The organism is Variovorax sp. SRS16, from assembly GCF_901827165.1.
Classification (GTDB): Bacteria; Pseudomonadota; Gammaproteobacteria; order Burkholderiales; family Burkholderiaceae_C; genus Variovorax.
This window is the reverse complement of the sequence record NZ_LR594666.1, coordinates 2,721,672-2,746,618: the sequence shown is the minus strand read 5'-3', so window position 1 is coordinate 2,746,618 and position 24,947 is coordinate 2,721,672. Positions and strand designations below refer to the sequence as shown.

At 66.4% G+C, this 24,947-nt stretch carries 22 protein-coding genes; 8 read left to right on the top strand and 14 right to left on the bottom strand.

The window, feature by feature from the left end:
• Positions 1–32: 32 nt before the first annotated feature.
• Both E5P2_RS13315 and E5P2_RS13310 read left to right on the top strand, forming a co-directional pair.
• Positions 33–2,282: an arylsulfatase gene (locus E5P2_RS13315; protein ID WP_162567628.1), complete on the top strand. Its 2,250-nt coding sequence runs from the start codon at positions 33–35 to the stop codon at positions 2,280–2,282.
• Positions 2,283–2,585: 303 nt separating this feature from the next.
• Positions 2,586–3,785, top strand: a complete 1,200-nt coding sequence (locus tag E5P2_RS13310; RefSeq protein ID WP_162566345.1) for an IS256 family transposase — start codon at positions 2,586–2,588, stop codon at positions 3,783–3,785.
• Positions 3,786–3,980: 195 nt separating this feature from the next.
• Here the strand turns inward: E5P2_RS13310 and guaA are convergent, their stop codons facing one another.
• Positions 3,981–5,594, bottom strand: coding sequence for a glutamine-hydrolyzing GMP synthase (gene guaA, locus E5P2_RS13305; protein WP_162567627.1), 1,614 nt, complete (start codon positions 5,592–5,594; stop codon positions 3,981–3,983).
• A 9-nt stretch (positions 5,595–5,603) separates the two neighbouring features.
• Entirely contained in the window at positions 5,604–7,073 is a 1,470-nt protein-coding gene (guaB, locus tag E5P2_RS13300) for an IMP dehydrogenase (RefSeq protein WP_162567626.1), read from the bottom strand.
• A gap of 164 nt (positions 7,074–7,237) precedes the next feature.
• Between guaB and E5P2_RS13295 the strand changes: the two genes are divergently transcribed.
• Entirely contained in the window at positions 7,238–7,747 is a 510-nt protein-coding gene (locus E5P2_RS13295) for a DUF4124 domain-containing protein (protein ID WP_162567625.1), read from the top strand.
• Between the two features lie 134 nt (positions 7,748–7,881).
• Here the strand turns inward: E5P2_RS13295 and E5P2_RS13290 are convergent, their stop codons facing one another.
• Entirely contained in the window at positions 7,882–8,214 is a 333-nt protein-coding gene (locus tag E5P2_RS13290; protein WP_162567624.1) for an RnfH family protein, read from the bottom strand.
• Positions 8,214–8,660: a type II toxin-antitoxin system RatA family toxin gene (locus E5P2_RS13285; protein ID WP_162567623.1), complete on the bottom strand. Its 447-nt coding sequence runs from the start codon at positions 8,658–8,660 to the stop codon at positions 8,214–8,216. Before E5P2_RS13285 ends, E5P2_RS13290 begins: the two co-directional genes overlap by 1 nt.
• Positions 8,661–8,721: 61 nt before the next feature.
• On the opposite strand from E5P2_RS13285, the gene smpB reads away from it, so the two are divergent.
• From smpB to E5P2_RS13260, 5 genes are all read left to right on the top strand, one after another.
• Positions 8,722–9,198, top strand: coding sequence for an SsrA-binding protein SmpB (gene smpB / locus E5P2_RS13280; protein WP_162567622.1), 477 nt, complete (start codon positions 8,722–8,724; stop codon positions 9,196–9,198).
• Positions 9,199–9,209: 11 nt separating this feature from the next.
• Positions 9,210–9,809: a putative colanic acid biosynthesis acetyltransferase gene (locus tag E5P2_RS13275; RefSeq protein WP_162567621.1), complete on the top strand. Its 600-nt coding sequence runs from the start codon at positions 9,210–9,212 to the stop codon at positions 9,807–9,809.
• A 229-nt stretch (positions 9,810–10,038) separates the two neighbouring features.
• A complete protein-coding gene (locus E5P2_RS13270; RefSeq protein WP_162567620.1) occupies positions 10,039–10,548 on the top strand; it encodes an RNA polymerase sigma factor in 510 nt (169 codons plus the stop codon).
• Positions 10,549–10,563: 15 nt separating this feature from the next.
• Positions 10,564–11,295: an anti-sigma factor family protein gene (locus tag E5P2_RS13265; protein ID WP_162567619.1), complete on the top strand. Its 732-nt coding sequence runs from the start codon at positions 10,564–10,566 to the stop codon at positions 11,293–11,295.
• 49 nt (positions 11,296–11,344) lie between these two features.
• Positions 11,345–11,731 (top strand): COG4315 family predicted lipoprotein, encoded by a 387-nt coding sequence (locus E5P2_RS13260; protein ID WP_162567618.1) that lies wholly within the window; start codon positions 11,345–11,347, stop codon positions 11,729–11,731.
• Positions 11,732–11,795: 64 nt separating this feature from the next.
• Here the strand turns inward: E5P2_RS13260 and E5P2_RS13255 are convergent, their stop codons facing one another.
• The 10 genes from E5P2_RS13255 to E5P2_RS13210 form a co-directional block, all read right to left on the bottom strand.
• Positions 11,796–12,698: a DMT family transporter gene (locus tag E5P2_RS13255; protein ID WP_232080685.1), complete on the bottom strand. Its 903-nt coding sequence runs from the start codon at positions 12,696–12,698 to the stop codon at positions 11,796–11,798.
• The gene (typA, locus tag E5P2_RS13250; protein ID WP_162567617.1) at positions 12,664–14,496 is read right to left on the bottom strand and encodes a translational GTPase TypA; all 1,833 of its coding nucleotides are present in this window, start codon (positions 14,494–14,496) and stop codon (positions 12,664–12,666) included. The genes E5P2_RS13255 and typA overlap by 35 nt, the downstream gene beginning before the upstream one ends.
• The gene (truB, locus tag E5P2_RS13245; RefSeq protein WP_162567616.1) at positions 14,493–15,437 is read right to left on the bottom strand and encodes a tRNA pseudouridine(55) synthase TruB; all 945 of its coding nucleotides are present in this window, start codon (positions 15,435–15,437) and stop codon (positions 14,493–14,495) included. The genes typA and truB overlap by 4 nt, the downstream gene beginning before the upstream one ends.
• A 2-nt stretch (positions 15,438–15,439) precedes the next feature.
• Positions 15,440–15,811 carry a 30S ribosome-binding factor RbfA gene (rbfA, locus tag E5P2_RS13240; protein WP_162567615.1) on the bottom strand — a complete coding sequence of 124 codons (372 nt, stop codon included), beginning with the start codon at positions 15,809–15,811 and terminating at the stop codon, positions 15,440–15,442.
• A gap of 20 nt (positions 15,812–15,831) precedes the next feature.
• Complete coding sequence (gene infB, locus E5P2_RS13235) at positions 15,832–18,741, bottom strand: translation initiation factor IF-2 (protein WP_162567614.1); 2,910 nt, start codon at positions 18,739–18,741, stop codon at positions 15,832–15,834.
• 24 nt (positions 18,742–18,765) lie between these two features.
• Entirely contained in the window at positions 18,766–20,250 is a 1,485-nt protein-coding gene (gene nusA / locus E5P2_RS13230) for a transcription termination factor NusA (protein ID WP_162567613.1), read from the bottom strand.
• A 17-nt stretch (positions 20,251–20,267) separates the two neighbouring features.
• A complete protein-coding gene (gene rimP / locus E5P2_RS13225; protein WP_162570475.1) occupies positions 20,268–20,879 on the bottom strand; it encodes a ribosome maturation factor RimP in 612 nt (203 codons plus the stop codon).
• Positions 20,880–21,085: 206 nt separating this feature from the next.
• Positions 21,086–22,288: a YbfB/YjiJ family MFS transporter gene (locus E5P2_RS13220; RefSeq protein WP_162567612.1), complete on the bottom strand. Its 1,203-nt coding sequence runs from the start codon at positions 22,286–22,288 to the stop codon at positions 21,086–21,088.
• An 18-nt stretch (positions 22,289–22,306) separates the two neighbouring features.
• Positions 22,307–23,923: an ABC transporter ATP-binding protein gene (locus E5P2_RS13215; protein WP_162567611.1), complete on the bottom strand. Its 1,617-nt coding sequence runs from the start codon at positions 23,921–23,923 to the stop codon at positions 22,307–22,309.
• Complete coding sequence (locus E5P2_RS13210; protein ID WP_162567610.1) at positions 23,920–24,945, bottom strand: ABC transporter permease; 1,026 nt, start codon at positions 24,943–24,945, stop codon at positions 23,920–23,922. The genes E5P2_RS13215 and E5P2_RS13210 overlap by 4 nt, the downstream gene beginning before the upstream one ends.
• Between the last annotated feature and the right edge of the window lie 2 nt (positions 24,946–24,947).

Sequence of the window (24,947 nt, the reverse complement as noted above, 5' to 3'; positions counted from 1 at the left end):
GAAGCCGGTTCTCCTTCAAACACCAGCCAACCATGAACTACGACACCCATTTTGCCGGCACGATTGGCCGCACCTACAAAGATTCCACGCCATGGACGCCACCGGCCGCAGCCGCGCCGCACAATGCGCCTGACGTGATCTTCATCGTTTTGGACGATGTCGGCTTCTCCGACCTTGGATGTTACGGCTCGGAGATCACGACCCCGAACATGGATCGGCTGGCACGCGACGGCGCCCAGTACACCAACTTCCATGTGACTTCGATGTGCTCTCCGACCCGCGCGTGCATGCTGACAGGGCGCAACGCGCACTCCATCGGCATGGGGGCTATCGCAGAGTGGTCTGGCGGCTATCCATCCTATCGGGGCAACATCAGCAAGCGTGCCGCCACGCTGGCGGAGAATCTTCGCGAACATGCGTACAGCACGCTCGCGGTCGGCAAGTGGCATCTGACGCCGATGCAGGAAATTTCCGCAGCCGGCCCTTTCACTCAATGGCCGCTCGGCAGGGGCTTCGACCATTGGTACGGATTCCAGGGTGCAATGACGGATCAATGGAATCCCGAGTTGTTTCGCGACAACCATCCTGTCGATCTGACGCCGAGTCCGGACTATCACCTCACGTGCGACCTCGTGGATGAATCCATCGCCATGGTGCGCGACCATCGCGTCGCCAGCGACACCCGCCCCTATTTCATGTATCTGGCATTCGGCGCGTGCCATTTTCCTCACCACGTCCCCGCCGACATCGTCGCCAAGTACAAGGGCCGGTATGCAAAAGGTTGGGACGCCGTGCGCGAAGAGCGGCTGGCGCGGCAGAAAGCGTTGGGTGTCGTTCCGCCGGACACGACGCTGCCCGAGCGCAATCCGGGAGTTCGGCCATGGGCCGAGATCGATGATCAGGACAAGCAATTTCTGGAGCGTTCCCAGGAAGTCTACGCCGCATTCCTCGAGCACACGGACCAGGAGATTGGACGCCTGATCGACTACCTCGACCGCGAGGGCCGGCTCGCCAACACGCTGATCGTGCTGATTTCCGACAACGGCGCCAGCCCGGAAGGCGGCCCCCTCGGATCCGTGTCGCTCAACATGCGCAAGGCGATCTACCATGGACCCGAGACGGCGGAGCAGCGACAAGCTTCGCTCGACACGCTGGGCGGCGCAAACACCTATCCTCACTACGCCGCAGGCTGGGCTCAGGTCAGCAATACGCCGCTCAAGTGGTACAAGATGAATTCGTACGGCGGCGGCGTACGGGCGCCGCTTCTCATGCACTGGCCGAAGGGCATCGACGCACCGGGATTGCGCAAGCAGTTTCACCATGTCATCGATCTCTTTCCGACGGTACTTGATGTTCTCGGTGTGGAGCCGCTCGCTGTCCACCAGGGTATCGAACAGGTTCCCGTTCAAGGCACAAGCCTCAAATACACATTCGCAATGCCGAACGCGCCGACTGTCAAGGTGACGCAGCATTTCGAGCTCAATGGAGATCGCGCCATCTGGCACCGCGGTTGGAAAGCGGTCACGCTTCACCAACAGGGCACGGATTTCGATGAAGATCGTTGGGAGCTCTACAACCTGGACAACGATTTTTCCGAGTGCCACGACTTGGCAGCGCGACAGCCGGAAAAGCTGCAGGAGATGATCGACCTCTGGTGGTCCGAAGCGCGCGCCTTCGATGTGTGTCCGCTCGACGATCGGAAATGGGGTCGGCTGCCCACAGAAGCGCCGCGCACCGTAACCCAGGTTTATCGTTACCACGCAGGCCAAGGCCGGATCGATCGGCTGAGTGCACCTGATCTGAGCGATCGCTCATATTCGATCACCGCCGAAGTCAATATCCCGCCCCGGGGGGCAGAAGGAGTACTGGTGGCCTTCGGCACTGCTCTTGCAGGCTATACGCTGTACCTGAAGAACGAGCACGTGGTACATGAATATGTGTTCTCCGAGAACGAAAAGTACGTCGCGACATCGGCAGTCGCAATCCAGCCGGGGCGCCGTGTCATTCGCTACGAATTTTCGAGGCGAGGACCCAATCGAGGCGTGGGCCGCCTTTCGATTGACGGTGCGATAGTCGGCACCGTTTCCGTTGAACGTACCTGGCCTCATCGCGCCGTTCAAACTGGATTGACATGCGGCCGGGATTCGGGTCTACCGGTCAGTGCCGAGTACGAATCACCGTTTACTTTCACCGGCGAAATCCACAAGGTCACCATGGAAGTCGCTCCTGACGGGCAACCGGATAGCACGTTCCCGGGACGGGCGGCAGAGATTGAACAGTAAGAGTTCTGATTTTCGGCGAGGGCGAGATCGCTCCCGCCTGGCATCCGCCGCTGATCCCGATACCCTCGGCGCCGGTGCCATCGGTCGCCGCTGCCGCTGCCGAGGAGAGCTCTCGGCCATCACTCAGTGGTGATGTCCCAGGAAGTGGTGTAAGTCTTCTTTCACTCGTTGCACGGCAAGGCGCGTAGGGCGTAGCCCGAAGCGGCTTGCCGTGCAACGGCCGCTCTCTTCGGGGGTGGTCATCGTGAAGTCCGGATAAGTTTGAGGTGCGACCCACCAAACCTGTCCACAAAGGAAATCACAATGACCACCGCCACTATGGCATTGGCCGAGCTCGCCGAAAAGGGAGCCGACGTCGACGTCCTGCGCCAGATGGTGCAGTTCATGGCCCAGCGCCTCATGGAGCTCGATGTCGAGGGCCGCTGCGGCGCCGCCTACGACGAGAAGAATCCCGCCGAACGTCTCAACAGCCGCAACGGCTACCGCGAACGGACCTGGGACACTCGTGCCGGCAGCGTCGAGCTGAAGATCCCCAAGCTGCGCCAGGGCAGCTACTTCCCCGAGTTCCTGGAGCCCCGGCGCACCGCCGAGAAGGCGCTCACCGCCGTCATCCAGGAAGCCTACGTGCAAGGCATCTCCACCCGCTCGGTGGACGACCTGGTCAAGTCGCTGGGCATGAGCGGCGTCTCCAAGAGCCAGGTCAGCCGCCTGTGCGGCGAGCTCGACGAGCGCGTCAACGCGTTCCTGGGCCGCCAGATCGAGGGCGACTGGCCCTACCTGTGGATCGACGCCACCTACGTGAAGACCCGCGAGGCTGGGCGCATCGTGAGCGTGGCGGTCATAGTGGCCGTGGGGGTGAACACCGACGGCCAGCGCGAGGTGCTGGGCCTGAAGGTCGGAGCCTCCGAGGCCGAGCCCTTCTGGACCGACTTCCTGCGCAGCCTGAACCGCCGGGGTTTGCGCGGCGTGAAGCTCGTGATCAGCGACAGCCACGAGGGCATCAAGGCGGCGGCTGCGAAGGTGCTGAAGGCCACCTGGCAGCGTTGCCGGGTCCACTTCATGCGCAACGCCCTGGCGCACGCCGGCAAGACGCAACGGCGCATGGTCTCGGCCGCCATCGGCACGGTGTTCGTGCAGGACTCGGCCGATGCAGCGCGAGCGCAATGGCGCTCGGTCGCCGATCAGCTCAGAGACAAGTTCCCCAAGCTTGGCGCCCTGATGGACGACGCGGAGAACGACGTGCTGGCCTTCATGACATTCCCACGAGCGCATTGGACGCAGATCTACAGCACGAACCCTCTGGAGCGCCTGAACGCCGAGATCAAGCGACGCACGAACGTGGTGGGCATCTTCCCCAACGACGCCTCGATCACGCGGCTCGTCGGCGCGATGATGCTCGAGCAGAACGACGAGTGGTCGCTCAATCGGCGCTACATGCAGTTGGAGGGCTTGCAGACCCTGAGCGATACTGCGCCCACTCGGCTGTCCGCAGTGGCTCGCTGAGTACCGTGTATCTCAGCCTTCTCCGGGCTGTGAACCTACACCACGGAATGGGACGCGACCCACTCAGTGGTACGTGTTGTTCAAGGGTGGCTTGCAACTGGCGCGGCTGATCGCGCAACCGAGACACTGCACGGCCCTTCCGAGCACGCCAGAGCAAGCATGAGAAATGCTGAAGGCCCCCAAGGACCCCTCACCTCACTCCCACTCAATCGTCGCCGGCGGCTTGCTGCTCACGTCATAGGTCACACGGTTGATCCCGCGCACCTCGTTGATGATCCGTCCCGACACCTTCTTGAGCAGCGCATAAGGCAACTCGGCCCAATCCGCCGTCATGAAGTCGCTGGTCTGCACCGCACGCAGCGCAACGACATAGTCGTAGGTGCGCCCATCGCCCATCACGCCGACGCTCTTGACCGGCAGGAACACGGCGAAGGCCTGGCTCGTGAGGTCGTACCAGCTCTTGCCGCTGGCCTCGTCCTTGAAATTGCGCAGTTCCTCGATGAAGATCGCGTCCGCGCGGCGCAGCAGGTCGGCGTAGTCCTTCTTCACCTCGCCGAGGATACGCACGCCCAGGCCCGGGCCGGGAAACGGATGCCGATACACCATCTCGGGCGGCAAACCGAGCGCCACGCCGAGTTCGCGCACCTCGTCCTTGAACAGATCGCGCAAGGGCTCGAGCAGCTTCAGGCCCAGTTGCTCGGGCAGGCCGCCGACGTTGTGATGGCTCTTGATCGTGACGGCCTTCTTGCTCTTGGCGCCGCCCGACTCGATGACGTCGGGGTAGATGGTGCCCTGGGCCAGCCACTTCGCGCCCTTGGCACCGGCGCTGGTCAGCCTGGCCGCCTCCTGCTTGAACACGGTCACGAACTCGCCGCCGATGATCTTGCGCTTGGCCTCGGGGTCGCTCACGCCGGCGAGCTTGCCGAGGAACAGTTCGCTCGCATCGACACGGATCACCTTGGCGTGCAACTGGCCGACGAACATGTCCATCACCATGTCGCCTTCGTTGAGACGCAGCAGGCCGTGGTCGACGAAGACGCAGGTGAGTTGGTCGCCGATCGCGCGGTGGATCAGCGCCGCGGCAACCGACGAATCGACGCCGCCCGACAGACCGAGGATGACCTCTTCGTCGCCGACCTGCTCGCGGATCTTCGCGACGGCTTCGGCGACGTGGTCGCGCATCACCCAGTCGGGCTTCGCGCCGCAGATGCCGAGCACGAAGCGTTCGAGGATCGCCTTGCCCTGCTGCGTGTGCGTGACTTCGGGATGGAACTGCACGGCGTAGAAATGCCGGTCTTCATCGGCCATGCCGGCGATCGGACAGCTGTCGGTCGAGGCCATCAGCTTGAAGCCCGGTGGCAGCTCGGTGACCTTGTCGCCGTGGCTCATCCAGACGTTGAGCATGCCGTGGCCGTCCTCGGTCGTGAAGTCGGCGATGTCCTTCAGCAGTGCGGTGTGGCCGCGCGCGCGCACGGCGGCGAATCCGAATTCGCGCTTGTGCCCGCCCTCGACCTTGCCGCCGAGCTGGTGCGCCATGGTCTGCATGCCATAGCAGATGCCGAGCACCGGCACGCCGAGTTCGAACACGGCCTGCGGCGCCTTGTCGGTCGTGTCTTCATAGACGCTCGCATGGCTGCCCGACAGGATCACGCCCTTGAGCGTGCCGTCCTTGGCGTACTCGCGCACCCATTCGTCGCTAACGTCGCACGGATGGACTTCGGACAGCACATGCGCCTCGCGCACGCGACGCGCGATCAGCTGCGTGACCTGGGAGCCGAAATCGAGGATGAGGATTTTTTGATGTGACATCGACGCCAATCACTCCGCCCGATAGTTCGGGGCTTCCTTGGTGATCTGCACGTCGTGCACATGGCTCTCGCGGATGCCGGCCGTGGTGATCTCGACGAACTCGGCCTTGTTCTTCATGTCCTCGATGGTGGCGCAACCGCAGTAGCCCATGCTGGCACGCAAGCCGCCCGACATCTGGTAGACGATCGACACCATCGAGCCCTTGTACGGCACGCGGCCTTCGATGCCCTCGGGCACCAGCTTGTCGGCGTTGGGATTGCCGGTGGTCGATTCCTGAAAGTAGCGGTCGGCGCTGCCCTGCTGCATGGCGCCGATCGAGCCCATGCCGCGGTAGCTCTTGTAGCTGCGGCCCTGGAACAGCACGATCTCGCCCGGCGCCTCTTCGGTGCCGGCGAACATGCCGCCCATCATCACGCTGCTGGCGCCCGCCGCGATGGCCTTGGCGATGTCGCCGGAATAGCGGATGCCGCCGTCGGCGATGAGCGGAATGCCGGTGCCCTGCAACGCGGTCGCGACGCTGTCCACGGCCATGATCTGCGGCACGCCGACACCGGCGACGATGCGCGTGGTGCAGATCGAGCCGGGGCCGATGCCGACCTTGACCGCGTCGGCGCCGACATCGGCCAGCGCGCGCGCGGCGTCGCCGGTGGCGATGTTGCCGCCGATCACGTCGACCTGCGGGTAGTTCTTCTTGACCCAGCGCACGCGCTCGATCACGCCGGCGCTGTGGCCATGCGCGGTATCGACGACGATGGCGTCGACACCGGCCTTCACCAGCGCCTCGACGCGCTCCTCGGTGCCCTCGCCCACGCCCACTGCGGCGCCCACGCGCAGGCGGCCGCTGGCATCGCGCGCGGCGTTCGGAAAGCTGGTCTGCTTGGTGATGTCCTTGACGGTGATCAGGCCCTTGAGCTCCCAGGCGCCGTTGATCACGAGCAGGCGTTCGAGCTTGTACTTGTTGAGCAGCGCCTTGGCGTCGGCCAGCGTGGTGCCGTCAGGCACGGTGATGAGCTTCTCGCGCGGCGTCATGATCTCGCTCACCGGCACGTCGTAGCGGTTCTCGAAACGCAGGTCGCGTCCGGTCACGATGCCGACGACCTTGCCCGCATCGCAGACCGGAAAGCCCGAGATGCCCAGCTGGTCCGACAGTGCCATCACCTGCCGCACCGTGTGGGTCGGCGTGATGACCACGGGATCGCGCAGCACGCCGGATTCGTAGCGCTTCACCTTGGCGACCTGCGCCGCCTGCTCGGCCGCGGTGAAGTTCTTGTGCACGATGCCGATGCCGCCTTCCTGCGCCATGGCGATCGCAAGACGCGCTTCCGTCACGGTGTCCATCGCGGCCGAAACCAGGGGCAGGTTCAGCGTGATGTTGCGCGAGAGTCGGGTGGCAAGGGAGGTGTCCTTGGGCAGGACCTGGGAGAACGCTGGCACCAACAACACGTCGTCGAAGGTGAGCGCTTTGCCGAGAAGGCGCATGGGTGAAGCTCCAAAAGACGGATTGTAACGACGGCTCGGTACTTACCCGGACGCAGGGAAATCGCGTTGCGCATTCGCGGCGAAATGTGTTCCGGATCACGCTCGGGCGTCGCAAATGTGCCCGCGCCGGGTTGCAAAACGTAAGGGCAGGCTAAACTTCCGCCATGAAAATCGCGCACCTGCTCGTCCTGGGAGTGGCCTGCTGCTTGCCATTGGCCGCAAGCGCCCAATGGCAGTGGCTCGACAAGGACAACAAGAAAGTCTTCAGCGACCAGGCGCCGCCGCCCGAGGTGCCCGACAAGAACATCCTGCGCCGGCCCACCGGATTGACGCCGCGCGTGCGCTTCAGCACCGCACCAGCGGCGCCCGATGCCGCCGCGTCGGCGGCCAGCGCGGCCAGCCCTGCCAAGCCCAGCGGCGTGGACAAGGACCTCGCGGAAAGAGCGCGCAAGGCCGAGGAAGCGGAAAAGGCCCAAAAGGCGGCCGAAGCGCAGAAGGTCGCGCAGGCCAAGGCCGAGAACTGCACCCGCGCACGCCAGGGCAAGGCCACCTTCGACAGCGGCATGCGCGTGGCCCGCCTCAATGCGCAGGGCGAACGCGAGATCATGGACGACAGCGCACGCGCGGCGGAGCAGCAGCGCCTGCAGTCGGTCATCGACTCCGACTGTAAATAGGGCTCGCCCCCAGGCTTCGCGCACTTCGTGTCGCTGCGCCTACCCCCTGCCGGGGGCAACACTGGCGGACCGGCTGAGCCGGATCCGCGGTGTTTCGCGAAGGGGGTCCCCCGGCGCCTTTTGGGGGCATGCTCTCAATAACCGGCTTTACCGCCCTTGCGGCGGTTGGCAAACAGGCCTGTGCCTCTGGCGCCCTGTTGGCGGAATCGCTCGCGGCGCGCGACCTTGGGGTCGACGGCGAGCGGCCGGCACAGCTCGACCCGATCCAGATCGGCTAGCACCTCGTCCCATGCGACCGCCCTGCCCCAGATGCCCGGCGTCAGTGCCTGCCAGTCGAGTTGCGCAAAGGTCTGCGCCAGGGTGCTGGATGCCACGGCGTCCTGCACCGTCGAGCCCGCCGCGAGGCTCAGCGTCTCCTCGAACACTTCGCGCGGAGCCGGCGAATACGCCACCGTCACGCGCAGCATCAGACCTTGCCGTAGACGTGCTCGGCGCGCTTGACGAAGGCCTCGACCAGGTTGGAGGCGATCTTGTCGAACACGGGGCCGACGAGCGCCTGCAGCGCGAAGTTGCTGAAGCCGTAGCTGAGATCGAGGCCGACGCGGCAGGCGCGTTCGCCGGGCTCGCCGACGGGGGTGAATTTCCAGACCCCGTCGAGGTTGGAGAACGGTCCATCGACCAGCTTCAGGTGCACCTCGCGCCCGGGCACATGGGTGTTGCGTGTGGTGAAGCTCTGGTGGAAGCCGCTGAATGCGAGGCCGACTTCGGCCGTCATGCCGGCCTCGTCCTGCTCGATCACGCGGGACTTGTCGCACCAGGGCAGAAACTCGGGATACTTCGCCACATCCGTGACGAGCGCGTACATCTCTTCGGCGCTGTACCAGATCAGGACGGACTTGTGGACTGTTTTCATAGAATGGACACAGCGTGCGCGACGGATTGTATTGAAGCCATGCAGCCTCACCTGATTCACCATGGCCACGAAAAAACAAGACCCTTCGACCCGCATCGCCGACAACAAGAAGGCCGCCTACAACTATTTCTTCGAGGAACGCTTCGAGGCCGGCATGGTGCTGGAGGGCTGGGAAGTCAAATCGCTGCGCGAGGGCAAGGTGCAACTGACCGACGGCTACGTGGTGATCCGCGACGGCGAGCTCTTCGTCATCGGCTGCCAGATCAATCCGCTGCGTTCGGCCTCGACCCACATCACGCCCGATTCGGTGCGCACCAAGAAGCTGCTGCTGCACAAGGAGCAGATCCGGCGGCTGATCGGCAAGGTCGAGCAGAAGGGCTACACCCTGGTCCCGCTCAACCTGCACTGGAAGGCCGGCAAGGTCAAGTGCGAGATCGCGCTGGCCAAGGGCAAGGCCGAGCATGACAAGCGCGACACCATCAAGGATCGCGAAGGCAAACGCGAAGTCGAGCGGGCCATGAAGAGCCGCAGTCGCTGAAGGAAAGAACCATGGCGCTTCAACCGCTGGACGCGACCCGTGTCAATCCGCTCGAAGGCGGCCCGAGCTTCACGCTCGCGAACCGGCTGCACCGTGCGGCATGGAACCTGAGCTGGGCGCTGCTGGCCTCGTGGACGCCACCGCAGATGCGTGCGTGGCGCCGCTTCCTGCTCAAGCTCTTCGGCGCACGCCTGGGCGTGTCGAGCGACGTGCGCGGCAGCGCGCGCGTCTGGTATCCGCCGCACCTGCACCTCGAGGATCGCGCGCTGCTGGCCGAACGCGTGATCTGCTACAACATGGCGCCGATCACGCTCGGCCGCGCGGCGCTGGTGTCGCAGGGCGCCCACCTGTGTGCCGGCAGCCACGACATCACGTCCGCCGCCTTCCAGCTGACCGCGCAGCCGATCACCATCGGCGCCGGGGCCTGGATCGCGGCCGAAGCCTTCGTCGGGCCGGGCGTGACGGTCGGGGAAGGCGCAGTGCTGGGCGCGCGCGGCGTCGCATTCCGGTCGCTCGATCCGTGGACGGTCTACAGCGGCAATCCGGCCCAGCGGCTCAAGGCGCGCGTGCTGCGCGCCGAGTCGGGCAGCGCCGCCGGCGACCGGCCCTGAATCTTTTTTTTGGGCGCGGATGGAATAAACACCCGGGCGCCGGCGTTTGTGCAGGCAGTTGCCCATGAAGGGCGACGAGCCCTGAGGAGTTTCTCCATGTCGTCCGTCCATCTGCCCACCGCCCTGCTGGTCGCCTATCTCACCTTCGTGAGCGGCTATCTGGCCATTTGCGATCCCGCGGCCGCGGCGCCGATCTGCAGGGCGCCCCAGCGCTGAGCGCACATCCGGCATGGACGTCCGCTCGCTCGTCGACCACATCCCCTCGCTGCGGCGCTATGCCCGCGCGCTGACGGGCGACGCCTGGTCGGCCGACGACCTGGTGCAGGACACGCTGGAACGCGCCTGCAGCAAGTGGCGCCTGTGGATCGTGGGCACCGACCTGCGGGCCTGGCTCTTCACCCTCATGCACAACCTGTTCGCCAGCCAGCTCCGGCGCGCACGGCCGCGCAGCACGGTCGATGTCGACGAGGTCGCGCATGAGCTGCGCAGCGTCGAAGGGCATCACGACCAGGCCATCGATCTGCAGCGCTGCCTGCTGCTGCTGCCCGAGGACCAGCGCGCGGTGCTGCTGCTGGTGGCGCTCGAAGACCTCTCGTACGCACAGGTCGCGAAGGTGCTGGCGATTCCGGTGGGCACCGTGATGTCGCGCCTTTCCCGCGCGCGCGTTCGCCTGCAGGATCTGATGGAAGGCGCGCCGCCGTCGATGACCAGCAAGTCCGGCCTGCGCCGCCTCAAGTAACCGACCCGAGCCGCCATGAACCATCCCACGCCGCCCATCGACACCGACCTGCCCGCCTGGCGGGCCCAGCGCGACGCCTTGCGCCAGCTGCATAGCGAAGTCCTCGACGAAGCGATTCCACCGGCCCTGCTGGCTGCCGCGGGCCTGGCGGCGGAACATCACGCCCGGCAGGCGCGCTGGATGCGCTGGGGCGGCATGGCGGCCAGCGTGGCGATCGCCTTCGGCGCCGGCTGGCTGGCCAATGGCCAATGGTCGACGGCAAGCGGCACGCTGCTGGCGCGCGCGCCGGCCACGCGCGAATTCGTGCATGCGGCGGAGGTCGCGCACGTGGTCTATGCGCCCGAGAAGCGGCATCCGGTCGAGGTGGCCGCGGCCGAACAGCAGCACCTGGCCCAATGGCTGTCGAAACGGCTCGACAAGGCGCTCAAGGTGCCCGATCTGTCGGCGCAGGGCTACGCGCTGGTCGGTGGTCGTCTGCTGCCGGGCAGCGAAGGCGCACGGGCACAGTTCATGTTCGAGCGGGCGGGCGGCGATCGGGTCACGCTCTACATCGGCAGCCTGGGCGCCGCGGCCGATCCGGCACGCGCCGGCGAGACCGCGTTCCGCTTCTCGTCCGACGGTCCGGTGCCGAGCTTCTACTGGGTCGACCACGGCTTCGGCTATGCGCTCGCAGGCGCCCTGCCGCGAGATCAATTGATGAGCCTCGCGACCGCGGTGTACCGCCAGCTCGAGAAGGCCGAAGGATAGACTGCCGCGTCCGCGTTCCTGTTTTTTAACCCGAAGGAGAAACTTCACCATGAAACTGATCAGTGCCTCGATCCTCGCTGCTGCCCTGCTCGCCGGCTGCGGAAGCATGTCCATGTCTTCGGCTCCGGACACCCCGACCCGCACCGCCGACGGCGTGCTGATCGGGCCCTCGGGCATGACGCTCTACACCTTCGACCGCGATGCGGCGGGCAGCGGCAAGTCGGCCTGCAACGGGCCCTGCGCCATGGCCTGGCCACCGCTCACGGCCACCGACACCGCCAAGCCGATGGGCGGCTACACCATCCTCATGCGCGACGACGGCAAGAAGCAGTGGGCCTACAAGGGCTGGCCGCTCTACTACTACTCGAAGGACGCCAAGGCCGGCGACAAGACGGGCGACGGCTTCAACAAGATCTGGAAGCTCGCGCGGCCCTGAACCCGCGAAGGCTCGTCATGCGACGGGCCTCGACACGACAAGGCCGGCCTCGCGCCGGCCTTTTTCATGGGCGCAGACCGAGCAGTGCGTTGAGCACCAGCGCCCCGATGACGAGCGTGCCGCCGGCCAGCACGCTGGCGGTCGGCGCTTCGCCCGCACCGACCCAGGCCAGCGCAATGCCGAAGATGACTTCGAGCAGCGCCAGCAGGGCCACCTCCGGTGCCTTCAGCACGCGCGCGCACACCATGGCGAGCACGCACGGGATCGCGAGCTGGAACAGGCCGAGGAAGGCCAGCAGTCCCAGATCGTGTGCATTCGTCTGAAAGGGCCATGCCAGCGGCAGTGCGACCGCCGCGGAGAGCATGGCGCCGATGAGCACCGCGGGCACCAGGTCGATCTCGCGGCCTTTCGCGTGCGCATGCTGGGCGACGGTCCAGTTGGCGGCGCTGGCCAGCGGCACGCACAGGGCGACCAGCGTGCCCAGCAGGACACCCTCGCCCAGCTGGCTGCCGTACATCCAGCCGATGCCCAGCCCGGCCAGCACGATGGCGAACCAGGTGCGCGGTGCCAGCTTGTGGCCGATGGCGATCCGCGCGGCCAGCGCCGTCAGCAGCGGGCTCACCGCCATCGTGACCAGCACGTCGGCCACGCGCGTCAGCGTGAGCGCGACCATGAAGGCGGTGAACATCACGCTCCAACACAGGCCGGAGATCCAGAGCTCGCACCCGCCGCGGCGGATCTTCGAGAACACGGCGCGGCCCTGCCACAGCGGCAGGATCACGAGCAGCGACAGCGAGGTGAAGAAGCTGCGCCAGAAGGTCACTTCGAAGCTGTTCGCCTGCTCGAGCTGGCGCGTCACGACGCCGGCCGTGGCCCACATCAGGGTCACGACGACCATCAGCCAGGCCGCGCGGCCGTGGGTCAGCGCAGGCTCAGGCGGTCTCGCGGTTCGCGCGCTTGCGCTCATGTTCCTTCAGGTGGCGCTTGCGCAGGCGCACGCTCTTGGGCGTGATCTCGACCAGTTCGTCGTCCTCGATGAACTCGACGCCGTACTCCAGCGTGAGCTCGATCGGCGGCGTGATTTTGATCGCGTCTTCCTTGCCCGAGACGCGGAAGTTGGTCAGCTGCTTGGTGCGCGTGGCGTTGACCACCAGGTCGTTGTCGCGGCTGTGGATGCCGACGATCATGCCTTCGTACACCGGGTCGTTCGCGCGCACGAACATGCGGCCGCGATCGTCCAGCTTGCCCAGCGCGTAGGTGAAGATCTCGCCGTCGTCCATCGAGATCAGCACGCCATTCTTGCGGCTGCCGATCTCGCCCTTGTAGGGCTCGTAGCTGTCGAAGATGTTGGAGATCAGGCCCGAGCCGCGCGTCAGGTTCAGGAATTCGTTGGTGAAGCCGATCAGGCCGCGCGCCGGAATGCGGTACTCGAGGCGCACACGGCCGCGGCCGTCCGGCTCCATGTTGACCAGTTCGCCCTTGCGCTCGCCCAGGGCCTGCATCACGCCGCCCTGGTGCTGGTCCTCGATGTCGGCAGTCACCAGCTCGATCGGCTCGTGCCGCTCGCCGTCGACCTCGCGGAACACCACGCGCGGCTTGGACACCGCGAGTTCATAGCCTTCGCGGCGCATGTTCTCCAGCAGGATGGTCAGGTGCAGTTCGCCGCGGCCCATGACTTCGAAGATGCCCTCTTCACTGGTTTCCTTGACGCGCAAGGCCACGTTGTGCTGCAGCTCCTTTTGCAGACGGTCCCAGATCTGGCGGCTGGTGACGAACTTGCCTTCGCGGCCAGCCAGCGGGCTGGTGTTGACGCAGAAGTTCATGGTCAGCGTCGGCTCGTCGATCTTGAGCATCGGCAGCGGCGCCGGATTGGCCGGGTCGGTGACGGTGACGCCGATGCCGATGTCGGCAATGCCGTTGATCAGCACGATCTCGCCCGGGCCGGCCTCGGTGGCCTGCACGCGCTCGAGTCCCTGGAAGGTCAGCACCTGATTGACGCGGCCCTTGACGGCGTTGCCGTCCGGCCCTTCCATCACCACGACGTCCATCATGGGTCGGATGGTGCCGGCGTTGATACGGCCGACGCCGATGCGGCCCACGAAGCTCGAGAAATCGAGCGCGGAAATCTGCAGCTGCAGCGGCGCGTCGGCGTCTCCTGCGTGGGCCGGCACGTGCTTGAGGATGGTGTCGAACAGGGCCGACATGTCGGGACCCCATTGCTCGCCGTGCTCGCCTTCTTCGAGCGACGACCAGCCGTTGATGCCCGAGGCATAGACGACCGGGAAGTCCAGCTGTTCGTCGGTGGCGCCAAGCTTGTCGAACAGGTCGAACGCGGCGTTGACCACGTAGTCCGGCCGCGCGCCGGGCTTGTCGACCTTGTTCACCACCAGGATGGGCTTCAGGCCCAGCGCCAGCGCCTTCTTGGTCACGAAGCGGGTCTGCGGCATCGGGCCTTCCTGCGCATCGATCAGCAGCACCACGCCGTCCACCATGCTGAGGGCGCGCTCCACTTCGCCGCCGAAGTCGGCGTGGCCGGGGGTGTCGACGATGTTGATATGCGTGCCTTGCCAGGTCACCGCGCAGTTCTTGGCCAGGATCGTGATGCCGCGCTCTTTCTCGATCGCGTTGTTGTCCATCACGGTGTCGACCACCTTCTCGTGTTCGGCGAAGGTGCCGGACTGCCGCAGCAGTTGGTCGACCATCGTGGTCTTGCCGTGGTCCACGTGGGCAATGATGGCGATGTTGCGGATCTGTGTGTTGCTCATGGTGTCGCTTCGGTCAAAAGTGTCTGCTGGATTTCGATGGGGTTCAGCAAGCGCCCCGGAATCAGTTCGCCGGCCCTGACGTGCGCCGTGCCGAGAAAGGCGTGCGGCTCGCGGCCGAACACGGCGACCTGCGCCGTATCGGGCCAGCCGCCGCGGCGGCGCAGACCCGAAAGAAAGCGTGCCGCATCTTCGGTGTCGAGCGTGACGCTCGTGTGGCCGGCGACCAGGCTCTCGGTCGGCAGCAGTTGCGCGAGGCGCTGCTCTTCGTCCATGGCTTCGAGCGCTTCCAGCGTCACGCATTGCGCGATGTCGAACATGCCCGTGGCGGTGCGCCGCAATCCGGTGAGGTGGGCGCCGCAGCCGAGCGCTTCGCCGATGTCCTCGCCGAGGGTGCGTATGTAGGTGCCTTTGCTCACCGTCGCATCGATGCGGATGTCGCACGCTGACAAGGCCGAGAGCGCGAGCCTGTGAATCACCACATCGCGCGCCGCGCGCTCGATCTCGACGCCTTCGCGGGCGTATTCGTAGAGCGCCTTGCCGTCCTTCTTGAGCGCGCTGTGCATCGGTGGCACCTGGCGGATCGGCCCGGTGAACTTCGCCGCGACGCGCGCGAGATCACTTGGCGTGAACGCGACCGGCCGCTCGTCGATCACCTCGCCTTCGGCATCGCCGGTTGAGGTCTTCACGCCGAGCCGCGCCGTGGCTTCGTAGGTCTTGTCGGCATCGAGATGCAGCTGGCTGAACTTGGTGGCCGCGCCGAAGCACAGCGGCAGCACGCCGCTCGCGAGCGGATCGAGCGTGCCGGTATGGCCCGCCTTCTCGGCGCGCAGCAGCCACTTGGCCTTCTGCAAGGCCTGGTTGCTGGAAAGACCCAGCGGCTTGTCGAGCAACAACACCCCGTGCACAGGGCGCCGCTGCACCCGTGTGCGTGGCGCATTCATCGTCAGTCGTCTTTGGAACGCGAGGCGACGGCCTGCGCGATGAGCGCATTCATGTCGGCGGCGCGCTCGGTCGTGCGGTCGAACTGGAAATGCAGCGTGGGCACCGTGTGGATGTGCAGGCGCTTGAACAGGCCGTTGCGCAGGAAGCCTGCAGCCTGGTTGAGCGCCTCGGTGGTTTCCACTGGATCGCCCACCATCAGGCTGAAGAAGACCTTCGCATGTGCGTAGTCCGGCGTCACCTCCACCGCCTGGATGGTGACCATGCCCACCCGCGGATCCTTCAACTCGCGCGCGATCAGCTCCGTCAGATCGCGCTGGATCTGATCGGCGACCTTGAAGGCGCGGTTGGGGGTGGCGGCTTTGCGTTTGGGCATGTCAAAGACTCAGCAGACGCTCAGAGCGTTCTGGCGATTTCCTTGATCTCGAAGAACTCCAGCTGATCACCTTCCTTGATGTCGTTGTAGTTCTTGAGCTTGATACCGCACTCGAAGCCTTCGCGCACTTCGCGCACATCATCCTTGAGGCGCTTGATCGAATCGATCTCGCCGGTGTAGATCACCACGTTGTCGCGCAGCAGGCGGAAATGCGCGCTGCGGTTGACCGAACCCGCGGTGACCATGCAACCCGCGACCGTGCCGATCTTGGAGGCCACGAACACGGTGCGGATCTCGGCCGAACCGATGACCTCTTCGCGCCGCTCGGGTGCCAGCATGCCGGACATCGCGACCTTGATCTCGTCGACCGCGTCGTAGATGATGCTGTAGTAGTGCAGCTGCACGCCGTTGCCTTCGGCCAGCTTGCGCGCACCGGCATCAGCCCGCACGTTGAAGCCGATCACGATCGCCTTCGAAGCGATGGCGAGGTTGATGTCGCTTTCGCTGATGCCGCCCACGCCGGCGTACACCATCTGCACCTTGACCTCCTCCGTCGCCAGCTTGAGCAGCGACTGGGCCAGCGCTTCCTGCGAGCCCTGGACATCGGCCTTGATGATGATGCGCAGCGTCTGCACTTCGCCCGCCGACAGGTCGGTGAACATGTTCTGCAGGTTCGCGGCCTGGGCCTTCGCCAGCTTGGTGTTGCGGAACTTGCCGGCACGGTAGGTCGCGATCTCGCGCGCGCGGCGCTCGTCGCCCATCACCATGAACTCGTCGCCGGCCTGCGGCACCTCGGTCAGGCCCTGGATCTCGACCGGAATCGACGGACCCGCGGTCTTGATGGTCTTGCCGTCCTCGTCCAGCATGGCGCGCACGCGGCCATAGGTCGAGCCGGCCAGCACCACGTCGCCGGTCTTGAGCGTGCCGGATTGCACCAGCACGGTGGCAACCGGGCCGCGGCCCTTGTCGAGCTGCGCCTCGATGACCAGGCCCTTGGCAGCGGCATCCACCGGCGCCTTGAGCTCCAGCACTTCGGCTTGCAGCAGCACCTGTTCGAGCAGGTTGTCCACGCCCTCTCCGGTCTTTGCGGAGACCGGCACGAAAGGCACGTCGCCGCCGTATTCCTCGGGCACGACTTCCTCGGCCACCAGCTCCTGCTTCACGCGGTCGAGGTTGGCATCGGGCTTGTCGATCTTGTTGATCGCGACCACGATCGGCACGCCGGCCGCCTTCGCGTGCTTGATGGCTTCCTTGGTCTGCGGCATGACGCCGTCGTCCGCCGCGACCACCAGGATCACGATGTCGGTGGCCTGGGCACCGCGGGCACGCATGGCGGTGAACGCCTCGTGGCCCGGGGTATCGAGGAAGGACACCATGCCGCGCGCCGTCTCGACGTGGTAAGCGCCGATGTGCTGCGTGATGCCGCCGGCCTCGCCCGCTGCGACCTTGGCGCGGCGGATGTAGTCGAGCAGCGAGGTCTTGCCATGGTCGACGTGACCCATGACGGTGACCACCGGTGCGCGCGGCAGCGCCTCGGCTTCCTGCGCCGACACGTCCTCGTCGGTGAAGGCTTCCGGATCGTCCAACGCGGCGACCACCGCGGTATGGCCCATGTCCTCCACGATGATCATCGCGGTGTCCTGGTCTAGCGACTGGTTGATGGTCGCCATCTGGCCGAGCTTCATCAGTTGCTTGATGACCTCGGACGCCTTGACGGCCATCTTGTGCGCGAGCTCCGAGACCGTGATGGTTTCGGGCACGTGCACTTCGAGCACGCGCGCCTCGACCGGTGCGGCCTGCACGCGCTCTTCCTGGCCACCGCGGTCGTTGCCGCGACGCCCGCGCGGACCGCCGCGCCAGTTGCCCCGGCCGACGCCACCGCTGGCGTCGCCACGGGTCTTGATTTCCTTTTTCTTGGCGGTGTCGCCGGCCCAGCTCGACGAGAGCTTGGCCGACTTGACTTCCTTGCCGGCGCCGGGCGCCGTACTGCCGGGCGCGGCGGGCGCCGCGGTGCGGGCCGCGGGCGCGGCCGGCTTGTGCAGCGTGCCCTTGACGGCCGCCTTGGCTTCAGGTGCCGGCTTTTCCGGCGCCTTGTGGGGCACCAGAACGCGCGCAGGCGCATTCATCATGGCGCGGATGGCTTCCGCCTCGGCGAGTGCCTTGCGGCGGCGCTCGTCGAGATCCTTGGCGCGCGCGGCTTCCTCGTCGGCACGGGCCTTCGATTCGGCAGCAGCCTTGGCCTTGGCATCCGCCTTGGCATCGTCCTTGGCCTGCGTGGCGGCAGCTTCGGCGGCCGCCTTGCGATCGGCCACGGCCGGCGCTTCGGCGACGGGCTCCGGCGCGCCTTCGGTCACGACGGCAGGCGCTTCGGCCGCCTGCTTGCGGGCCGCCCTGGCTTCCTGTTCGGCCTTCTCGGCGCGCTCGGCCTGTTCGCGTTCGCGGGCTTCGGTTTCTTCGCGCACGCGGCGCCTTTCCACCAGCTCTTCTTCCTGGCGGCGGATCAGCTCGGCCTGGCGTCGCGCTTCTTCCTCGCGGCGTGCGAGCTCGGCTTCGTCGATGCGGGGCGCGGCCGGCGCGGCCGCAGGCGCCTCGGCCTGCGGTGCCAGCTCGGGCGTGGCGGGATGGCCTTCGTCGCGCTGGATGAAGGTGCGCTTCTTGCGCACCTCGACCTGGATCGTGCGCGCGCGGCCGGTGGCATCGGCCTGCTTGATCTCGCTGGTCGACTTCTTGGTCAGCGTGATCTTCTTGCGCTCGGGCTCGATCGTGCCGTGGCTGGCCTTGAGGAAGCCGAGCAGGCGCTGCTTGTCGGCCTCGGTGAGCGCATCGGACGGCGCGGCCTTGGCCACGCCTGCGCTCTTGAGCTGGTCAAGCAGGATTTCGGGAGTCTTCTTGAGCTCGTTCGCGAACTCGGCGACAGTGGTACTGGACATATTGGTTTCGTGCCTCCATGACCGTCACTCTTGGCCGGCGAACCAGTGTTCGCGGGCTTTCAAGATGAGGTTCTTGGCGTCATCGGCGCTGTGGCCGGTGATCTCGGTGAGTTCATCGACCGCAAGGTCGGCCAGGTCGTCACGGGTGTGGACACCCGCCTCGGCCAATTTGGGAATCAGCGCCGGGTCGAGCCCTTCGAGGTCGCGCAGGTTCTGAGAGACGCCTTCGGCATTCTCTTCCTTGGCGATCTCCATGGTCAGCAGCGCATCCTTGGCGCGCGAGCGCAGCTCGTTGATCGTGTCTTCGTCGAAGCTCTCGATCTCGAGCAGTTCGGAAATCGGCACGTAGGCCACTTCTTCCAGGCTGGTGAAGCCTTCGGAGATCAGGATGTCGGCGATCTCCTCGTCGACATCGAGCCTCTCCATGAACAGCTTGCGGCTGGCATCGGTCTCGGTCGCCTGCTTCTGGGCCGACTCGTTGGCGTCCATGATGTTGATCTTCCAGCCGGTCAGGTCGGAAGCGAGCCGCACGTTCTGGCCGCCGCGGCCGATGGCGATCGCGAGGTTTTCCTCGTCGACCACCACGTCCATCGCATGCTTTTCCTCGTCGACCACGATCGACGACACGTTGGCCGGCGCCAGCGCGCCGATCACGAACTGCGCCGGGTCTTCGCTCCACAGCACGATGTCGACGCGCTCGCCAGCGAGCTCGTTGGTCACGGCGTTGACACGGGTGCCGCGCACGCCGACGCAGGTGCCGATGGGGTCGACGCGCTTGTCGTGCGAGAGCACGGCGATCTTGGCACGCGAGCCAGGGTCGCGGGCGCAGCTCTTGATCTCGAGCAGGCCCTGCTCGATCTCGGGCACTTCCTGGCGGAACAGCTCGATCATGAACTCGGGCGCGGAGCGCGACAGGATGATCGGCGCGCCGCGCAGCGTGAGGTCGACCTCCATGATCATGGCCCGCACGCGGTCGCCGTTGCGCAGGTTTTCCTTGGCGATCATCTCGCTGCGACGCAGGCGCCCTTCGACGCGGCCGGCCTCGACGATGATGTCGCCCTTGTCCAGGCGCTTGACGGTGCCGGTGAAGATCTTCTCGCCGCGCGACATGAAGTCGTTGAGCAGCATCTCGCGCTCGGCATCGCGGATCTTCTGCAGGATCACCTGCTTGGCCGCCATCGCGCCGATGCGGCCGATCGGCACCGATTCCACCGATTCCTCGATGTACTCGTCGAGCTCGATGTCGGGCATTTCTTCCTTGGCTTCGAACAGGAGGATTTCCTGGTCGGGCAGCTGCAGGCCGGCTTCGTCGGGCACCACGTGCCAGCGGCGGAAGGTTTCGTAGTCGCCGCTGTCACGATCGACCGCGACGCGGATGTCCACGTCGCCCTGATAGAGCTTCTTGGTGGCTTGCGCCAGGGCGGACTCGACCGCGCCGAAGACGACGTCGCGTTCGACGTTCTTCTCGCGCGAGATCGCATCCACCAACATCAACATTTCGCGATTCATGCCACTACGCTCCTCGTTCAGTCCGACACCACCGTGCCAGGTTTGGGCCTGCGCCCCTTGAAATCCACTATCGGGGCCAGCCGCGCTTCGCGCAGCTCGTCCAGCGCAAAACCCAGCGCCTGCAGGGTTGCAGGCGCGCGCTTCTTGCTGATCTTCTGACCCGGCTTCGGCTGCGGTTCGTCGGTCCAGACGATCTGCCAGCCCTGCGAGCCGTCGGCCCCGGCGACCCGCTCCAGCGTGCCGCGAAACTTCTTGCGGCTGGCGGACACCTGGCCGCCGGCCGCCGCACCCATCGGTGCCTTGAGCGTGATGTCGATCACCTCGCCCGCAAAACGTTCGAAATCCTGCTCACTGCGCAACGGCCGGTCAATACCTGGCGACGACACTTCGAGCCGCTTGTAATCGGCGCCGTCCACTTCGAGCGCGAACTGCAGCTGCCGGGTCACCTTCTCGCAGTCTTCGACAGTGACGAAGGGCTCCGGTGCGCCGGCGGCCGCAGCTTCCGAATTGGGGCCATTCCATGGCAAATCAATCGTCACGCGCAGCAGTCCCCCGGCCGAGCGTTCGACCTCGATCAGGTCGTAGCCGAGTCCGGCCACGGTTTGTTCCACTGTCTGCTGCAATGCCACGTGTCTGTATGCGCCCTTGATGTTGCCCAGCCGCCGCCTGAACTGCTCGCTGCATTCCGCCCCGCCCGAATCCACCCGCCTGAATTCGCCTGCGAAATCAAGAATACCCAAGAATGCTTCGACCAATAAAAAACGGGCGGTTGGTACCCGCCCGTTTGGTCGTGAGCCTCGAATTATATGCCAAACGCGTTACCCGGCAGGGGTTTCTACGTGGGCAATCGGCCTTGCGCAAGCCTGGAGCGGCTCCAGACATGCACGAACAGTGCCGCCCCGAGCCCCAGGGTCGCCGCCGCAACCAGCAAAGGCACGGTGAACGAACCGGTGCGCTGGGCCAGCGGCGCGGCGAACAGCGGTCCGAGAATCTGCCCGACCCCATAGGATGCGGTCGCATAGCCGATCAGCCCGGCCGATGCATTTCCCCTCAGGCGGCGCGCATCCCGCATGGCGAACAGGGTGATGGTGGTGAATGGGAGGCCGACCAGCAGGCTGCCCAGCGCGAAGCCGGCGATCGTCGGCCACACGATCGAGAGCAGGATGCCGGATGCCTGCAGCATGTAGGCGCAGGCCAGCAGCAAGCGGTTGTCCCACTCGACGGGCGCACGGGCGCCGATCAGCGCGCCCACCACGACCGCGATCCCGAGCAGGGGCCAGAACAGGTCGGGCCAGGGCGAGCCCGGCAGCGCCTGCCGCGCGATCACGGGCAGGAAGGTGGCGGTGATGATGTAGCCGAAACCCGCCAATCCGTAGAGCGCGACGAGCCAGCCCGCATCGCTGCGCGCCGCGGCCGCTTCGGCGGCCGTCGGCGGCGCGCTTTGCCCGATGTTCGCGGCACCGGCCGGTTCGCGGTCGCCGAAGATGCGCCAGATCACCGCGATCAGCACCAGCGACAGCAATCCGAACCCGATCCAGCCCGCCTCCGATCCCCAGCGTCCGACGGCGCCACCCAGCACGCCGGTCGCCACGATGCCGATGCCCGGACCCGCGTAGATCACGCCGCCCAAGGCGGGCGCTCCGGTTTCCGCCAGCCGCCGCAGGCCCCATCCGGAAGCGAAGACGAAAGTCCAGGCGCTCACCACCCCGGCGGCCGTGCGCAGGATGCCCCACAGCGTGAAGTCCTGCACCAGCCCCATGCCGATCAGCAGCGCGGCCGTGGCGATCAGGCCGCAGCGCACCATGCTGGCCGCCTTCATGTGGATCGCCGCGCAGACGAGCGCACCGACGAAGTAGCCGAGGTAGTTGAGCGATGCCAGCACGCCGCCGCCCTGCAGGTCCAGCTTGCCCTCGTGCAGCATGATCGGCAGCATCGGCGTGAAGGCAAAGCGCCCCAGGCCCATCGCGACGGCCAGGGCCACCATGCAGGCCAGCGCGGCGCGCCAGGCGCCACGCGGGTCGTATCCGATCTGCGACATTCGTCTCTCCACGTTTTTCTAATCGGCCAGCGCTGCGGCCACCAGCTTTTGCGTGTAGGGGTGCTCGGGTGCGTCGAGCACGCGCTCGACGGGGCCCGACTCGAGGATGGCGCCGTCCTTCATCACGATGACCTGGCGCGCCATCGCACGGATCACCTCGACATCATGGGTGATCAACAGATAGCTCAGGCCGCGCTCGCGCTGCAGGCGCTGCAGCAGGCCGAGCACCTGCTTCTGGATGGTGACGTCGAGCGCGCTGGTGGGCTCGTCGAGCACCAGCAGCTGCGGATCGACGATCAATGCCCGTGCGATCGCCAGCCGCTGGCGCTGGCCGCCCGAGAACTCGTGCGGATAGCGCTGGAGCAGCGACGGGAATTGCGCCTCGGCCAGGCCGACGTCGGCCAGCGCCGCGAGCACGCGCATGCGGCGCGCGGCCGTGTCGAGTTCGGGCGCGTGCACCGTGAGGCCTTCGCCCACGATCTGCTCGACCGTCATGCGCGGCGAGAGCGAGGAAAACGGATCCTGGAACACGACCTGCATCACGCGGCGCAACGCGCGGTCGCCACCGCGCGCGCCACCCCATTGACGGCCGGTGACATCCAGCAGGCCCCGGTGCGGCAACAGGCCGAGCGCCGCGAGCGCGAGGGTCGATTTGCCCGAGCCCGACTCGCCGACCACGCCCAGGGTCTCGCGCGGCGCGATGCGGAAATCGGCGCCCTGCACCGCCACGAACTCGCCCTTGCGGAACCAGCCGGCCATGCCGGGCCGCGCCATCGGATAGCTCACGCGCAGGCCCTTGGCCTCGAGCACCGGCGCCGCACTCGGCTCGACCGCGGCCGGCGCCACGTCGCGCGCCGGGCGGCTATCGATCAGCTTGCGCGTGTAGGCATGCCGCGGCGCCTCGAACACGCGCGCGACCTCGCCGTGTTCCACGATGTCGCCGTTCTCCATCACGGCCACGCGGTCGGCGAAGCGGCGCACGAGGTTGAGGTCGTGCGTGATCAGCAGCACGGCCATGCCGTACCTGCGCTGCAGATCGGCGAGCAGATCGAGGATCTGCGCCCGCACCGTCACATCGAGCGCCGTCGTCGGCTCGTCGGCCAGGAGCAGCCGCGGCCTGCAGGCGAGCGCCATCGCGATCATCGCGCGCTGGCGCTGGCCGCCCGACAGCTGATGCGGAAACGCCCTCGCCCGCCGCGCCGGCTCCGGAATGCCGGTGTCGGCCAGCAGCTGCACGGCGGCTTCGTGCGCCGCGCGCGCCGGCAGGCCCTGGTGCAGTTCGAGCACCTCGGCGATCTGGTCGCCGACCGTGTAGAGCGCGTTGAGCGCCGTCATCGGCTCCTGGAAGATCATCGCGATCTCCTTGCCGCGGATGCCGCGCAGCGCGCGCTCGGGCATCGCGAGCAGGTCGCGTGCACCCGTACCCTGCGCGCCGGCGAAGGTCGCGCGCCCCGAGAGCTCGGCGTTCTGCACCAGCCGCAGCAGGCTCAGCGCGGTCACGGTCTTGCCCGAGCCCGACTCGCCGACCAGCGCCAGCTTTTCGCCCTCGCGAATCGCGAAATCGATGCCGTGCACCACTTCCTTGCCACCGAATGCGACGCGCAGTCCCTCGACGGCCAGCAGCACGCCGCTCATAGCTCGGCCTTCCGCGGATCGAGCGCGTCACGCAGCGCATCACCCATGAAGGTCAGCAGCATCAGCGTGATCACCAGCACGCCGAAGGTCGACAGCGAGATCCACCAGGCATCGATGTTGACCTTGCCCTGGCTCAGCAGCTCGCCGAGCGAGGGCGTGCCCGGCGGCACGCCGAGGCCGAGAAAATCGAGCGAGGTCAGCGCGAGGATCGCCGCGCTCATGCGAAACGGCAGGAAGGTCACGACCGGCACCATGCTGTTGGGCAGGATGTGGCGCCACATGATCTGCAGGTTGCCGACGCCGAGCGCCCGTGCCGCGCGCACGTAGTCCATCTGGCGGTTGCGCAGGAACTCCGCGCGCACATAGTCCGCGAGGCCCATCCAGCCGAACAGGCTCAGCAGGACCAGCAGCAGCGCGACGCTGGGCGCGAAGATCGCGCTGAAGATGATCAACAGGTACAGCTCCGGCATCGAGCCCCAGATCTCGATGAAGCGCTGGAATGCGAGGTCGGTCTTGCCGGCGAAATAGCCCTGCACCGCGCCGGCTGCGATGCCGAGCACCGTGCCGATCGCCGTGAGCGCCAGCCCGAACAGCACGCTGACCCGAAAGCCGTAGAGCAGTTGGGCCAGCAGATCGCGGCCGCGGTCGTCGGTGCCCAGCCAGTTGTCGCGCGTGGGTGCGGCCGGGCTCGGCGACTTGGCGAAGTAGTTCAGCGTCGTCGGGCCGTAGGGATTGGGCGCATAGACCGCCCAGTTGCCGCCCCGGGTGATGCGCTCGCGTATGAAGGGATCGAGGTAGTCGGCCGGCGTCTCGAAGTCGCCACCGAAGGTCTTCTCCGAATAGTCGTGCAGCACCGGAAAATACAGCTTGCCTTCGTAGCGCATGACCAGCGGGCGGTCGGTCGACAGCACTTCGGCAAACAGGCTCGTGACGACCATCAGCACGAACAGCACCAGGCTCCAGTAACCCAGCCGGTTGCGCTTGAAACGCAGCCACGCGCGGCGGCCGGGGCTCAGCGACATCG